Origin of the sequence: Rhizobium rosettiformans W3 (genome assembly GCF_004912135.1) — a bacterium.
GTDB classification, from domain to species: domain Bacteria; phylum Pseudomonadota; class Alphaproteobacteria; order Rhizobiales; family Rhizobiaceae; genus Allorhizobium; species Allorhizobium rosettiformans.
The window spans coordinates 77,768-93,767 of sequence record NZ_STGU01000008.1 but is presented as its reverse complement, the minus strand read 5'-3'; the positions used below and the strand labels follow the sequence as shown (position 1 = coordinate 93,767).

The window sequence follows — 16,000 nt, the reverse complement described above, 5'->3', positions numbered from 1 at the left end:
ACCACGATATCCATGGGAGGATAACATGAGACGATATCTGCTAGCGACCACCGCCATCGCCTTTGCCGTTTCGGCAGCCGCACCGGCCTTTGCCGAATTCAACGAGCGTACGATCCGCGTTTCCAACGGCATCAATGCCGACCACCCTGTCGGCAACGGCATCGAAGCCATGCAGAAGTGCCTGGATGAAAAGTCCGGCGGCAAGCTGAAGCTTCAGGCCTTCTGGGGCGGCGCTCTCGGCGGTGACCTTCAGGCCACCCAGGCCCTGCGTTCGGGCGTGCAGGAAGCCGTCGTCACCTCGTCTTCGCCGCTCGTTGGCATCGAGCCGGCGCTCGGCGTGTTCGACCTTCCGTTCCTCTTCGCCTCGGCGGACGAAGCCTACAAGGTTCTCGACGGCAAGTTCGGCGAGATGATGAACGAGAAGCTCGAAGCCGTTGGCCTCGTCAATCTCGGCTACTGGGAAAACGGCTTCCGCAACCTGTCGAACTCGGTTCGTCCGGTCACCAAGTGGGAAGACTTCGAGGGCATGAAGGTTCGCGTCATGCAGAACAACATCTTCCTCGACACCTTCCAGAACCTCGGCGCCAACGCGACCCCGATGGCCTTCGGCGAAGTGTTCTCGGCGCTGGAAACCAAGACGATCGACGCCCAGGAAAACCCCTATGTGACGATCGATACCTCGAAGTTCTTTGAAGTTCAGAAGTATGTCACCGAGACCAACCACGCCTACACGCCGTTCCTCTTCCTCTTCTCCAAGGCGATCTTCGACACCTATACGCCGGAGGAGCAGGCTGCACTGCGCGAATGCGCGACTGTTGGTCGTGACGTCGAGCGTTCCGTGATTGCCGACCTCAACAAGAAGTCGCTGGAGAAGATCAAGGAAGCTGGTCTCGAGGTGAATGTTCTGTCTCCGGAAGAGCAGCAGCGCATCCGCGAGAAGTCCATGGTCGTCTACGAAAAGCACAAGGAAGAGATCGGTGCTGACGTCGTGGACGGCATTCTCGCCGAACTCGCCGAAGTCCGGAAGTAACCTCCCTGGTCGTGGCTCACCTTAATGGGCCGCACCAGAAGAAGCCCGCAGCGTGATGAGCGCTGCGGGCTTTTTGCTTTGTCATTCCGGAACGGAAGGCAGGACCTTGTCGCGCTTCTTCAACTGCTGTTCGCGGAAGAAGATGAAGAGACCTGAGCCGACGATGAGCGCGGCGCCGATGACCATGGTCAGGCGCGGGACCTCGTCGAAGAAGAAATAGCCGAAGACGACGGCCCAGAGCAGCAGAGTATACTGAAGCGGCGCGACCGTTGCTGCATCCGAGATCTTGAGGGCGCGGTTGACCAGCATATGCGCGCTCATGGCGACGATGCCGAGCAGACCGAGAAGCAGGACTTCGCTCACCGACGTGATCGGTGTCCAGCCAAAGGGCGCTGCGATCAGACCGACGATCGCCGCGCCACCCGTCTGGAACAGGACCAGCGTCTTGTCCGGCGTTCTGCGGAGGCTGCGGCCCGAGAGCATCATGAAGGCAAAGGCGGCTGTGCCGATGATCGAGATCAGAGCCGGAGCCGTGAACATGGCGCTTGAGGGTTCCAGGGTTATGACAACGCCGATGAAGCCCAGCGCAATCGCCGTCCAGCGCCGCCAGCCCACTTTCTCGCCAAGTAGGAAAGGGGATGCTGCTGCGACATAGATCGGTGCGGCGAGCCAGTAGGTCATTACATCCGCCAGGGGCAGATACATGACCGCGTAATAGAAGCAGAAGAGCTCGAGCGTGGAGAGCACGACACGCGTGAACTGTAGCCATGGCCGCTCCGCCTCCACGATCGGCTTCAGGCCCGCCATCCATAGAAACGGCGCCAATATCAGGAGGGCGGCGATGCTCCGGATCAGGATGACTTGGCCCAGCCCGTAGCTCGCCACCAACCATTTGCCCATTGCATCGTTCATCGCAAAAAGCAGCATGCCAAGAAGCATTACTGCAGGCCCTGCAAGGCCGGCAAGCCCGCTGATGCCGCGTCCGGCGTGATTGGTTGCAGGTGTCGTCATATATCCTCCGCAAGCCCTGAGAGTCAGGCGTTTTGTCATGTTGTCTGACAATTTCTCATCTGTTTAGCTCTAGCGGAGCTTAGGGCGCAAGGGGCGAGACAGGTCGGTGGTCCTCGTGCGGGCCATCCGAAGTAAAAATTAGAAGATCGTAAAATTCAGAGTTCCATAGGTATTTTCGATGTAAATCCGTATGCGACGCATATGTTCTACTTCGACCAAAAAAGAGCAGGTGGCACATTAACCCATATTTAAGCATATGCTTCCGTACTCATGGCTTCTGTGTTAATTCATACTCCAAGGGAGTAGGAATTATGCTGGTGCGGGTGGCGTTCGTTGACGATCATCCGATTTTGCTGGAGGGGCTGGTCAGCCTATACAGTACCAAAGCCGACCTTGACGTGGTGGCAATGGGGCATACCACTGTTGATGCTCTCAACATTCTCGAAAACAACCGTCCGGATGTGATCGTGATGGACTTGAGCATGCCGGGGGATTCCTTCGCCGCGATCGAGCTGATGCTCGCGACCCATCCGGATACCAAAGTTATCGTCTTTACCGCTTCGAGTGCGATCCAGCCTGCCGTCGAACTCATCGAGGCCGGGATCAGCGGATATGTGCTCAAGGGTTCGTCCTCATCGGACCTGCATGACGCAATCATCAGCGCGTATAATGGCGAGACCTACATAACGCCCGGCTTCGCGACCAAGGTGATCGTGTCCATGAAGACGGCGGAGCTCAGACGCAAGGCGCAACAGCCTGAGCGCTTGCATCATCGCGAGGAGCAGATCGTGAGCGGTCTTCTCAAGGGTCAGACCAACCGCGAGATCGGCCTGACGCTGAACATCAGCGAAAAGACGGTCAAGCATTACATGACCTCGCTGATGAACAAGCTGAATGTCCGCAACCGTGTGGAACTCGTCATCGCGGTGAAGAATCGTACCTCACCGCGAGATCGGGTCGTCAGCTGACGGCGGGGGTGCGGGTCGGATGCCGTCTGCTGGTAACTGGCTTCGACGGTGATCAAGTATTCGCCTCAATCGGCAGGACTGCTACGGCGAAAGATCCATTTCTTCGCGGGAAATAGCGCATGCGACCGCCAAAGCTGCGGATCCGCCGCTTCTGGCTGACTTTCCCCAGACGAGCCCGCTGCACTTCCCGTTTGGAGGGCATGACCGGGCGTTCGCCTATATCGACCACGGCGACAAACAGGCGCCCGGCCTTGAAGCTGCATCTCACGAGATGCGTGTTGTTGGTCGCGTGCCGGTAGCTGTTCATCAGGCCTTCGAGCACGAAGCGATAAAGACAGATCGACAGATCCGGAATTCGAAGGTCAACCACAGAGCTCCCACTCAGCGCCGCTTCGCGTCCGGTGATCTCCAGGAAGCGTTTGACTGCCAACTGCAGCGCTTCGTCCACGCTGGCGTGTTCCAGTTCGGGAAGAACGAGACCCGCTGAGAGATTTCGGATCTCCTCCAGCACATTGCTGACAAGATCGAGAACCTTGTTCAAGGCATCCCGGACCGGGGGCTGGATGTCGGGTCGGGGTGTCACCAGGTCGCTGAGCCTCAACTTGACCAGCGTCAGCAATTGGACAGAGCCGTCATGGAGATCGGCACCGATCTGGTCGAGAATCCGCTCGTTGAGCTTGCCCGCCTCAACCCGGGCATTATCGGCCATCAGGCGCAACCGGTTGTTCTCCACCGAGAGTTCGATTGCATTGCGCAGGCTTTCGCGCAGGGTTCTGCGCTGCTGCTCGATCAATCGTGCGCCGCGCCTGACGACGAGATAGAGCAGCGACAGCATCGGAACGGAGAGCAGGAACACGCCGATCATGGATGTGCGACGCGTCTCGGCTATCTGCGCCTCTAGGGTGTAAGACTCTTCGTAGATTTCACCAGCGAGCAGAACCGTGCCGTCAGCGGAGCGCACCAGAGGTGCATAAACTTCGAGCAATGGCTCCGAGGTTTCTTCTTCGCTATATTCATGCTTTGCGACAGAAGTGCGCGACACGACGGTTTCACCGGACAGGGCCTCTGCGAGCTGCTCAAAGAGGACCGGCTCGTCGTTGACGCTACCAGCCGGAAATAACTGTCGACCATCGCTGGACCATATTTTCAAATTGCGGATTTTCTGTCCCGGAGGTCCCTGGCCGATCAGGGCTGCCACCTTCTTCTGCAGCGCATCATCGAAGTGAATATCGCCGTTGGGCGTGCTTTCGATGAGAGGCGCGATCAGGGTCTGCATTCTCACCGCTCCGGCGGTCCCGGCGGCATTCAGCGCTGCCTTCTCCACCTGCGCAGCCGCGAACATGCCGACACCGGCCATCAGTCCGAAAACGATCAGAGAGGCGGCGATCAGGAACTGGGCAGAAAGCGAGAGCGAACTGAGCTGAGTCCAGAAACGTCCAGCCGCAGCAGAGCCTGACACATATGGTCCTGCCTGAGATGGCTTGTCAGAAGTCATGGCTCTTCGACTTGCGCGAAGTATCGCGGCATGACGCCTCCCTGCGCTTTGTCCCGGATCAGAGTATTGATCCGCGATCCTCCCGTATTCCCATTGCTTTATAGATGCACTGTCCCTGTCGCATTGTCGACTGTAGTCGATAAAAGATCAGACCTTGGTCTGAACTAAGTTTGGACTTTGATCTTACAGGTCGTGAGACCAAGTTCCCTTCCGATTTTTCCGGGTTGTGCAACCCTGCTTCCCTGACAAAACCCTGACAAACCGTCCAGGGGCAAACATCGGAGGCGGGGGCTTCCCCGATAAAGTCATGGTCCAGGTTAATCAGCACGATCTCGAATTCATTCTGCGTCAGATCAAGATTGCCGAGGCAAACTCGATCGCTCACTCCGGCGCCAATGCGAGGGAGCTCACCAATATTTGGGTCGACGAGTTGGGCAACGTCGTTGCTGAGGGGACGCCTGGCGCGACGCTCGCGATCAGCGCAGAACACGTGCCTTATGGCCTGCGCACGGTCGATGGCAGTTTCAACAATCTCGGGGAGGGTCGCGAGAACTGGGGTGCCGCGGACCAGCCGTTCGAACGTCTGCTGGAGCAGGGTTGGCGCATAGCCGATGGTGATACTTTTCAGTTGTTTGCTGGTTTTGCCGGGAATGCCCCGGTTTTCGTGCCGCTCACCAACAGTGCGTATACGCCTGAGGGGGCCGTTGTGGACGCCGACCCGCGCCTGATTTCGAACCTGATCGTCGATCAAACCCTCGCCAACCCGGCTGCGATCTACACCGCGTTGGTCCAGTCAGGCTATTCCGGCGACATCATGGCTGCTGTCAACGAGATCCGTGCCGACTTCAACGATGCGCTGGACGCCGCGAAGGCCACCAACACAACACAAAAGACGGTTGCGGTCCTCGTGGCCGAAGTGACCGAAAATCTTGCAGCGGGATTTGAGAACACTTACGGCATTACCTTTGATGGTCCGTCCGTTCATATTGAAAACGTGGCGCCGGACGAAGGTCTTTCCGCTCCCTACAATTCTTGGTTCACGCTGTTCGGCCAGTTCTTCGATCACGGTCTAGACCTTGTGGAAAAAGGCGGGAATGACAAGATTTACATTCCACTGTCTGCCGATGACCCGCTCTACGTCCCTGGAAGCCCGTCAAACTACATGGTGTTGACCCGGGCGCCTCAGGAGCCAGACAATTTCACCACTCCCTTTGTCGACCAAAACCAAACCTATTCGTCCGTCGCTTCCAAGCAACTCTTCCTTCGCGAATACAAGCTTGTTGATGGCAAGCCGATGGCGACCGGGCACCTGCTCGAAGGTGCCAAAGGCATCGCCACATGGGCGGAAGTTAAGGCTCAGGCCATAAACATTCTCGGCATCAACCTGACGGACGAATACGTTGGCTCGGTGCCGCTGTTCGAGATGGACGCCTATGGCGAGTTCGTTCGCGGCCCGAACGGTTTTCCCCAACTCGTGACAACACAGGGCCTTGTTGAAGGCAAGCCCGGGGCTGCCCAGGCGATCAGTCTCACGAACGCTGTGCTGACAGGGCATGCCTTCCTTGATGACATCGCCCACAATGCCGTTCCCGGTTTCATCGATCACGACCGCAATCCGGCAACCGCACCGATACTCAAGACGGCCGATGAGGACGCGGCGATCGGCAATGCCATTCCGTTGAATAACGTCGGGCAGGCTTCAACCTATGACAACGAGCTGCTTGATGCGCATTTCGTGACCGGCGACGGTCGTGGCAACGAAAACATCGGCCTGACCGCTGTCCATCACATTTTCCATTCCGAGCACAACCGTATCGTCGAGCAGGTCAAGGACCAGGCGATTGCGGCGGCTCAGAACGGTGATTTCACCTTCCTGAACGAGTGGCTGGCAACGGATGTCCAGTCGCTGCCAGGCGGAAACCTCGCGGCCATCAAAGACGCGCTGAACTGGGATGGCGAGCGTCTCTTCCAGGCGTCCCGTTTCACCACCGAGATGCAGTACCAGCACCTCGTCTTCGAGGAGTTCGCCCGCAAGATCCAGCCGGATGTGGATGCCTTCGTCTTCAATCCGTCCATGGACATCAATCCGGCGATCTTCGCCGAGTTCGCCCATGTCGTCTATCGTTTCGGGCATTCGATGCTGAACGAGACAGTCGACAGCGTCAGCGCCGGCGGTGCGAAGACATCGATGGACCTCTTCACCGCCTTCTTGAACCCGACAGCCTACGCACCGGGCGAGATCACCGCCGAACAGGGCGCCGGCGCGGTCATTCGCGGCATGACGGGCCAGGTCGGCAATGAGATCGACGAGTTCGTCACGGACGTCCTGCGCAACCATCTGGTCGGCATTCCGCTCGATCTGGCAGCGCTCAATATCGCCCGCGGCCGTGAAACCGGCATCCCGAGTCTGAATGCTGCGCGTGCCCAGTTCAAGGCAATCGCCAATGGCGACACGCAGCTCGACCCCTACAAGAACTGGGTCGACTTCGGCATGAACCTCAAGAACCCGGCCTCGATCGTCAACTTCATCGCAGCCTACGGCACGCATTCCACAATCACGGGTGCCACCACGGCAGACGCAAAACGCGACGCTGCGATGAAGATCGTCTTCGGTGATGATAGTCTCACTGATCAGGACGAGATTGACGCGTTTAACGCAGACCGCATGGCTTTCCTCAACGGTACCGGCGCCTATACCAATCTCGGCGGCCTGAACGACGTCGATCTCTGGGTCGGCGGTCTGGCCGAAAAGAAGATGGCCTTCGGCGGCATGCTGGGCTCCACCTTCTCCTTCGTCTTCGAGCTCCAGCTCGAAAATCTACAGAACGGCGATCGCTTCTACTACCTCTCGCGCACCCAGGGCCTCAACCTGCTCAACGAGCTGGAGGCCAATTCCTTCGCGGAAATGGTCATCCGCAACACCGATATCGGGGAGACGGGATATGCCGTACCCGGCGATATCTTCTCGGTGCCGGATCATGTCCTTTATGTCGACCCTCTAGAGCAGGCAAAATGGGTCGGCGCCGACCCCGTCGGCGGTGATCCCTTCCAGAATGCGCTGTCGCCCATGGTGCAGCGGGGTGCCAATTTCCTCCAGTTCAACAGTCTCGATCATGCGTTGATCCAAGGCACGAACCAGGCCGACACAATCATTTCCGGTGGCGGTGATGACACCGTCTGGGGCCGCGGTGGCAATGACCGCATCGAAGCCGGCTATGGCGTCGACAAGATCCATGGCGGTGAAGGCGACGACATCATCACGAATTCGGGCACTGACATCGGTGAGACCGACTTCCTGATGGGTGAAGAAGGCAACGACGTCATCCATGGCGGGTCGGGCCTGGCTCTCGTCTTCGGCAATCAGGGCTCCGACGTTCTGATCGCCGGCCCCGACGGCAAGGAAATGTTCGGCGGCGAAGGCGACGACTTCATGCTGGGCGGCGAAGGCGGCGACTTCCTGCTCGGTAATGAAGGCGATGACTGGATCGAGGGCGGAAACGGCTTCGATACGACAGCCGGCGACAATTCCGAACTCTTCTTCAACTCGACCATTCTCGGCCATGACGTCATGTTCGCGGGAGAGAACGAGCACGATTTCGACGCTGAGTCCGGCGATGACATCATGGTGCAGGGCGAGAGCGTCATGCGCAATGAAGGCATGTGGGGCTATGACTGGGCGATCCACAAGGGCAGCACCAAGGCAGCGGATGCCGACCTCATGCGCCCGATCTTCACGACGGATCAACAGGATATCCTGCGCAATCGCTTCGACGCCGTCGAAGGGCTTTCCGGCTACAACGAAAATGATGTTCTGAAAGGGGATAACCGGTCGACAGCCTTCCCGGCAGAGCCGGATCCGGAAGCCGAGCCTGGTGCAAACCTCGCCGGTGCCGAAAACACGATGGTCAAGCATCATCTCAGCCAGGCCGGCATCGACCGCATCGATGGTCTGCGAGAGCTCTTAGGCAATCTGGTCCAGAACACCGCGACCGTCGGTGAAGCTGCCCGCGAAGCCGAAATCGCATTCGACGACGGCAACATCCTGCTGGGTGGCGGCGGCAGCGACATCATCGAAGGTCGCGGCGGCGATGACGTCATTGATGGGGATGCGTGGCTCAACGTCCGCATCAGGATCTCAACTGCGCCGAATGGACCGGTCTACACGGCCGACAGCCTTGCCGGTCCGGTCTATCTGCAGTCGCAGCTCGTCAATGGCGAGATCCCGGCAAATGCCCTGCCCGCCTTCGGGGGCAAGGCGCTGTCAGACCTTCTTCTGGAGCGGACGATCACACCCGGCCAGATGGAAATCGTGCGTGAAATCGTCAATGGCGGCCAGACAGGCGATATCGACGTTGCCGTCTACTCGGATATCCGCGCCAACTATTCCATCGAGCAAAATGCCGACGGCAGCTTCACGGTCACTCATGTTCAGGTCGATCCGACCGGCGCGCTCGGGCTCGTCGACTCGGATGGTGTCGACCGGGTGAGAAACGTCGAGGTGCTGCGGTTTGCGGATGGGGATCTGCGGATCCAGCCACCGAGGATCGAACTCAATGGATTCGATACTGCGCCGCAGGCTTATCGTGACACCTTTGCTGGCGGGAGCTATGCGAACAATAATGGAACGTCAGCCTGGACAACAGCCTGGACTGAAGATAGCGATCCGACTGCAAATGCAGCCTCCACAGGCGCCATTCGCGTTGTAAATGGAGCGCTGCGCTTCGGCGAGGTCGGTGGTGATGGCGCATCCATCACTCGCGAGCTCAATCTCTCTGGGGTCAGCTCCGCGCAGTTGACGTTCCAGATTTCGGATGACGGTATCACAGCGGTTGATACAGAACGTCTGACGCTCGAGTACTCAACCGATGGTGGGGTAACCTTCGACACGCTGCGTGAATTCAATGGTCTGAACGGTGGCCCGCAGACCGTCACGCTGCCCGGTCCTTTTGTCCAAAATGCCCTTATCCGGTTTACGACAACGGGAACAACGGCCAACAACGAGTTCTTCTTTGTTGACGACGTCAACGTCTCGGTCACGCGTCCGGCTGCTAGTCCTTCCGTTGATATCCTCTCGACATTCACGGAAAACGCCCAGCCCATCTCGGTGGCCTCGGAGCCAAGGATCACGGACGACGGTGCAACGCTTGCCTCTGCCCGCATCGTTCTGACAAATGCGCGGCCCGGCGACCAACTCACCGCCCAGGGTCTGCCGAATGGCATCAATGCCACCACCACGAATGCCAATGGTGCCATCACCGTCACGTTGGCCGGCGTTGCATCGATTGCCGCCTATCAGGCCGCGATCCAGGCGGTGACCTTTGTGAACACCTCCAACGCGCCGGACACCACGCCGCGCGTGATCGAGGTCACCGTCAACGACGGGAACTTCAACAGCACGGTGGCGCGCAACACTGTCACGGTCGTTTCTGTCAACGACGCACCGACAGCAGGAAACGATAGCGTCATCACCAATGTGCAGACGGGTACGGTCTTCATTCCGCAGTGGACACTTCTGCGCAATGACGCCGACACCGATGGTCCGTCTCTGTCGATCAGCGCGGTGAACAGCATCAACGGGTTTGCGGCGTCCGTGGTCGCGGGGCAGGGGATCTCGATCAACAAGACAGGCAACACGGGCACGCTGTCCTACACTGTGACGGACGGCGCAACGCCGACGGCAGCAACGGCGAACGCCAGTATTGCGGTTTCCACCGACGCCCAAGGGACTGTTGAAGGCACCGGTGCCGCCAACATTCTGATCGGGAATGCAGCAGCCAGCACCTTCAACGGCGGGGGTGGGGATGACATTATCCTGGCCGGTGCCGGTGACGATACAGTTACGTGGTCCGCCGGTCTGTTTTCCAATGACGGCCGCGACTTCATCGACGGAGAAGGCGGAGCGGATACCGTCCGCATCACCGGCAGCGCATTGCCTGAGACTTTCCGCATCTACACGCGTGCTGCCTGGGAAGCTGCTGGCAATGACCTTGCAGGGATCAACGCTGCGACGGAAATCGTCGTTACCCGGACGAACATCCTCGGCCAGACCTCGGTGATTACGGAACTCGATAGTGTCGAGGAGATCGTCATCAACGGCGGTACGGCATCGCCTCCGGGTGGCCCGGTCGGTACGACAATCGGTGGTGACCAGGTCCAGGTCTTCGGTGACTTCACTCAGACGAGCCTGGCGCTCAACACGATCACGATCGAAGGCACTGGTGGTGACGATGTCGTCGACATCTCGCAGTTGAGTTCGGCGCACCGGATCGTCTTCCGGTCCAACGGTGGCAACGACACGATTGTCGGTACGCTGCGTCCACAGGATGTCGTGCTCGGAGCAGATGGTTCTGAACTGTCGACGTTTACTCGCACGGTCAATGCCGACGGATCCGTCTCCTTTGCAAAAGGCGGCCAGACCATCACGATGGTCGCCGAAGGAGAAGGCGGAAATCCGGATCCTGTCAACGGTCCGACCGGTGCGTTCGAGTACACCGCGCGCGACGTTGCGGGGATCACCAATCTCGTAAAGGGCTTGCCGGCCTTTGCTGGCGACGACGATACGGCGGGTGCAGGCGGCGTCCGCGATCTCTCGGGCAACGGCAACAATGTCGACAATCCGACTTTCGGTTCTGCCGACCAACCGTTCATTCGCCTCACCGAAGCCCGTTATGGCACGGGGGTTGAGCTCGACAGCCAGGGCAACATCATCAACCGTGCTCTCAACCCGATCTTCGACGGACTCGATCCGCGGGCGATCTCCAACATCGTCGGCTCACAGGAGGCAGACCTGCCGAAGGCACCGAACGATGCCAATATCTTCTTCATGGCATTCGGTCAGTACTTCGACCATGGGCTTGACTTCCTGCCAAAGGGCGGTGCCGGCAAGGTGGTGATCGACGGGGTGGACACCTCAAGACCGATGCCGCCGAACTTTACCGATCTAACCCGTGGTTCGCTGGCGAACCCGCTGGAATCGGCAACCGATACGCCGGAACATCTGAACAAGACTTCGCCCTATGTCGACCAGAACCAGGTCTATGGATCGAACGTCATTGTCGGCCAGTTCCTGCGCGAAAGCGATGGCAATGGCGGCGTAGGCTCGCACATCCTGATGGGTCCGGAAGATCCGTCGGCGCCTGGCTTCCACCTGATGTCGACGTTGCGCGAGCTGCTTGACCACCATCGGATGGCCGGGACTGTCTTCGAAGGCCCGGGCCTGGGCGCCGGCAAGACCCTTATGGAGTACTACCCGACGCTCTGGACTGAGAGCGGCGGCTACGACATGACCGTTGTCGGCCAGCTTGCCGGGGACTTCATGGGATCGAGCCACGCGCTGTTGCTCGACGCGAACCCGGTGATCAGTCCGCTCGACCACTATATCGGTGGTGATGGTCGCGCGAACGAGAACTTCACGCTGACCTCGATGCACACCATCTGGGCCCGCAACCACAACTTCCATGTCGAGAAGTTGCAGGCAGCCGGTTTCCAAGGCACCCCGGAAGAACTCTTCCAGGCGGCCAAGATGGTCAATGAAGCCGAGTATCAGCGTGTCGTCTTCACGGAATTCGCCGATGCGCTCATCGGCGGTATCCAGGGCAATGGTAGCCACGGGTTCGAAGGCTATAACGACCAGGCAGATGCTGGTATCAGCCACGAGTTTGCCGCAGCGGTCTACCGCATTGGTCACTCGCTGATCGGCGACACGATCACCGTCAAGGGGCCGGATGGGCAGAATGTCTCAGTCAATCTGTTCGATGCCTTCCTGAACCCGACGAACGACGTCTTCACGCCAGAACAGCTCGTTCAGCTACAGGCCATGGGCTACAATCCGCAGCCCGGTTACGAACAGCTGGGCACCGGAGCGATCCTCGCCGGCATCGTCGAGCAGCCGGCGGAAGACGTCGACTTCAACGTTGTCGATGCGGTTCGAAACGACCTCGTTCGCATCCGCGCCGATCTCTTCGCCTTCAACGTGGCACGCGGTCGCGACGTGGGGCTTGGCACGCTCAATCAGGTCAAGGCCGATCTTCAGGCTTCGACCGACCCTTATATCAAGTTCGCGGTCGAGTTCCTGGAAGCCAATGGCGGTTCGATGAACCCCTATTCGAGCTGGCAGGACTTCCAGCAGCGCAATGGTATTACTGACGTCGTTTTGGCGCAGTTCATGCAGGCCTATCCGGACCTCGTCCTGCAGGCCAACCAGATCGACGCCTTCAAGGCGATCAACGGCAACATCGTCACGATGCAGGAGGACGGAACGGGTCTGGTCAAGGGTATCGATCGCGTCGATCTCTGGGTCGGTGGCCTGGCCGAGAAGCACTTCAACGGCGGTATGGCCGGCGATACCTTCTGGGTCGTTCTGCACGAGCAGTTCGACCGCCTGCAGGAGGCCGATCGCTTCTACTATCTGGAGCGCTTCGACAACTTCGATCTTTACGAGAACTTCATCGATGGCCAGGGCTTCTCGGACATCGTGGCTCGCAACACCGGTCTGACGGGACTGCCGGAAGACATCTTCTCTTCCGACGTCGAAGACGGCCCTGCCGGCGACAATGGCGCCGGCGGTGACGATGAGGACGACGGCGATGACGACGGCCAGACCGGCAATGACGGTGACGACGATGGCGACGACAACGATGACGGCGACATCGACGATGGAGATGACGGTGAAGATGATGGCGAGGGCTCGTCGGATGGCGACGGCGAAGGCGAAGGCAGCGACGACGGCGATGGCGATGGTGCCGGATCTGGTTCCGGTTCCGGTTCTGGCTCTGGCTCTGGCTCTGGCTCTGGATCCGGCACGGGTGGCGGAACGACACCAACCCCTGTCCCGGTCGCAGCGCTGACGCTGATCGGCACGTCTTCTTCGGATGCTCTGCTTGGTGCTGGTGGAGACGACACGATCCTGGGTGGTGCAGGGACGGATGTTCTGGCTGGTCAGGGTGGTTCGGACATTCTGCGTGGCGAGGATGGCGATGACGTTGTGACCGGCGGTGACGGGGACGACTTCATCAATGCTGGCCAGGGCGACGACGAGGTGCATGCCGGCGAGGGTGACGACATCGTCTTCGGCGGGGCTGGATCCGACCAGATCTTTGCCGGTGCCGGTGCCGATGTGATCGAGGGCGGAGCCGGTGACGACCGTGTCTGGGCCGGAAGCGGCGACGACACCGTCATTGCGACGCTGAATGACGGCAACGACGTCTATTACGGCGAAGATGGCATCGACACGCTCGACTATGCGGCGAGCAGCGCCAACCTGACCGTCGACCTCGGCAATGGCCTCAACAGCCGCGGCTCGGTCTCGGGCGGCACGACGGGCTCGGATACGTTCTACGGCTTCGAGAACTTCATCGGCGGTGCCGGCCACGACACGATCACGGCCTCGACGGCGGTCAACATCATCGATGGCGGCCTGGGTGACGACGTCTTCAAGTTCACCTCGGCTGCGTCTGCGAACGGCGATACGATCTACGGCTTCCAGACCGGCGACCGGATCGACTTTACCGGCATGGGGGCGATGAAGCTCGAGGCGGGCCAGACGATCGATGCGATCGGCGACATCACCGTGACGCACGAGATCCGCGACGGCGAGGAGTTCACGGTCATCCGTGGCAACACGCAAGGCGACAATGCCGCCGACTTCGAACTCTCGCTGCATGGCCGTCACAACCTGACGATCAACGACTTCCTCGGCGTTTCCTGAGGACTGCATGGCAGAACTGCCGGCCCGGCGGGGCCGGCAGACAGACTTTTGAGTGGGGGAAGCCATGAGCAAGCAGTCAAACTACAAATTGTCCGGCATCGGCCTGGTGACGGGCTTCGTCTTCGGCCTGTCGGGCATCATCAACATCCTGGCGCTGACCGGCGCCTTCTACATGTTGCAGATCTATGACCGGGCGCTGACCAGCGGCAGCATTCCGACCCTGGTCTGGCTGTCGGTGATCGCCGTCGGGCTCTACCTGTTCCAGGGCCTGTTCGACATCCTCCGGTCCCAGATGCTGGTGCGCTTCGGCTCGAATGTCGACCGGCAGATTGCCCCGCTCGTGCATCGGGTGGTGATCGATATGCCGCGCTTCGGCTATTCCTCGGCGGAAGCCTCCGAACGCGGCCGCGATGTCGACACGGTGCGCTCGTTCCTGTCGGGCGCCGGGCCGGTCGCGCTGTTCGACCTGCCCTGGATCCCCGTCTATCTCGTCTTCGTCTGGATGCTGCATCCGGTGCTCGGCATGCTGACGCTCGGGGGTGCTGCCTTCCTCGCCTGTCTCACGATCGCGGCGGAGCTTCTGTCGCGCCGCCATGCCAAGGAGATGACGCGGGCTGCCATCCAGCGCAACAATGTCTCGGACAACCATGTGCGCAACGGCGACATCCTCTATTCCATGGGCATGACCGAGCGGGCGGTCGATCGCTTCGAAAGCGCCAACCGCCGTCACCTCGATACCCAGACGGCGACCTCCGACATCTCCGGCACCTTTGCCGGGATCTCGAAGGTGCTGCGCATGATGCTGCAGTCGGCGACGCTGGGGCTCGGTGCCTATCTCACCATAAAGGGCGAGATGTCGGCGGGTGCGATCATCGCCTCCTCGATCGTCACGGGCCGGGCGCTCGCCCCGGTCGACCAGGCGATCGCCCAGTGGAAGGGCGTGATCTCGGCCAGACGCTCGTGGTCGCGGATCAAGGACACGCTGGCCGTACTCGACCGGCCGGCAACCCAGTTCGAACTTCCTGCCCCCAGCGAAGGTCTGGCCGTGGAGGGCATGACGACGGTTGCGCCGACGACGGGCACCGTTCTCTTGAGCGATGTCTCGTTCCAGCTGACGGCCGGCCAGGCGCTGGCGCTGATCGGTCCGTCGGGCGGCGGCAAGACGACGCTTGCCCGCTCGCTGCTCGGCATCTGGCCGCTGCTGCGCGGTTCGGTGCGCGTCGACGGGGCGGATCTGAAGCAGTGGCCCACGCGCTTCTTCACCGAGCATATCGGCTATCTGCCGCAGGAGGTGGCGCTTCTCGACGGAACGGTGGCCGACAACATCGCCCGCTTCGATCCCGATGCCGATGCCAAGATGATCTTCCGCGCCGCACGCGCTGCCGGTATCCATGATCTGATCGTGCGTCTGCCGAACGGCTACCAGACCCAGATCGGCGCGAATGGCCAGTCGCTCTCGGCGGGGCAGAAGCAGCGCATCGCGCTGGCACGGGCGCTTTACGGCGATCCCTTCCTGGTGGTGCTCGACGAGCCCAATTCGAACCTCGATGCCGAGGGCGAAGAGGCGCTGATGAAGGCGATCGTCAAGGTGCGCGAACGCGGCGGCATCGTCGTCATCGTGGCCCATCGTCCGAGCGTGCTCCAGGCGGTCGACATGGTCGGCGTCGTCCAGGGCGGCAAGCTCGTCTCCTTCGGTCCGAAGGAAGACATCATCAAGGTGCCGGCCAATACGTCCGAGAAGAAACCCCTGCGGCCGACCCGCGTCATGCCGATTGCTGCGGAGTGAGAGC

Annotated in this window: 6 protein-coding genes; 4 read left to right on the top strand and 2 right to left on the bottom strand. The window is 60.1% G+C overall.

Annotated features, from left to right (window positions below):
* Positions 1–25: 25 nt before the first annotated feature.
* The gene (locus FAA86_RS15290) at positions 26–1,030 is read left to right on the top strand and encodes a TRAP transporter substrate-binding protein (RefSeq protein WP_136541961.1); all 1,005 of its coding nucleotides are present in this window, start codon (positions 26–28) and stop codon (positions 1,028–1,030) included.
* A gap of 81 nt (positions 1,031–1,111) precedes the next feature.
* Here the strand turns inward: FAA86_RS15290 and FAA86_RS15285 are convergent, their stop codons facing one another.
* A complete protein-coding gene (locus tag FAA86_RS15285) occupies positions 1,112–2,041 on the bottom strand; it encodes a DMT family transporter (RefSeq protein ID WP_377343948.1) in 930 nt (309 codons plus the stop codon).
* A 311-nt stretch (positions 2,042–2,352) separates the two neighbouring features.
* Here FAA86_RS15285 and FAA86_RS15280 point away from each other — a divergent pair, with 311 nt between their 5' ends.
* Entirely contained in the window at positions 2,353–3,009 is a 657-nt protein-coding gene (locus tag FAA86_RS15280) for a response regulator transcription factor (RefSeq protein WP_136541960.1), read from the top strand.
* Positions 3,010–3,061: 52 nt separating this feature from the next.
* Here FAA86_RS15280 and FAA86_RS15275 read toward each other — a convergent pair whose 3' ends face one another.
* The gene (locus tag FAA86_RS15275; RefSeq protein ID WP_136541958.1) at positions 3,062–4,504 is read right to left on the bottom strand and encodes a sensor histidine kinase; all 1,443 of its coding nucleotides are present in this window, start codon (positions 4,502–4,504) and stop codon (positions 3,062–3,064) included.
* 307 nt (positions 4,505–4,811) lie between these two features.
* Between FAA86_RS15275 and FAA86_RS15270 the strand changes: the two genes are divergently transcribed.
* Complete coding sequence (locus tag FAA86_RS15270; protein WP_136541956.1) at positions 4,812–14,210, top strand: peroxidase family protein; 9,399 nt, start codon at positions 4,812–4,814, stop codon at positions 14,208–14,210.
* Between the two features lie 64 nt (positions 14,211–14,274).
* Positions 14,275–15,996, top strand: a complete 1,722-nt coding sequence (locus FAA86_RS15265; protein ID WP_136541954.1) for a type I secretion system permease/ATPase — start codon at positions 14,275–14,277, stop codon at positions 15,994–15,996.
* Positions 15,997–16,000: the final 4 nt, after the last annotated feature.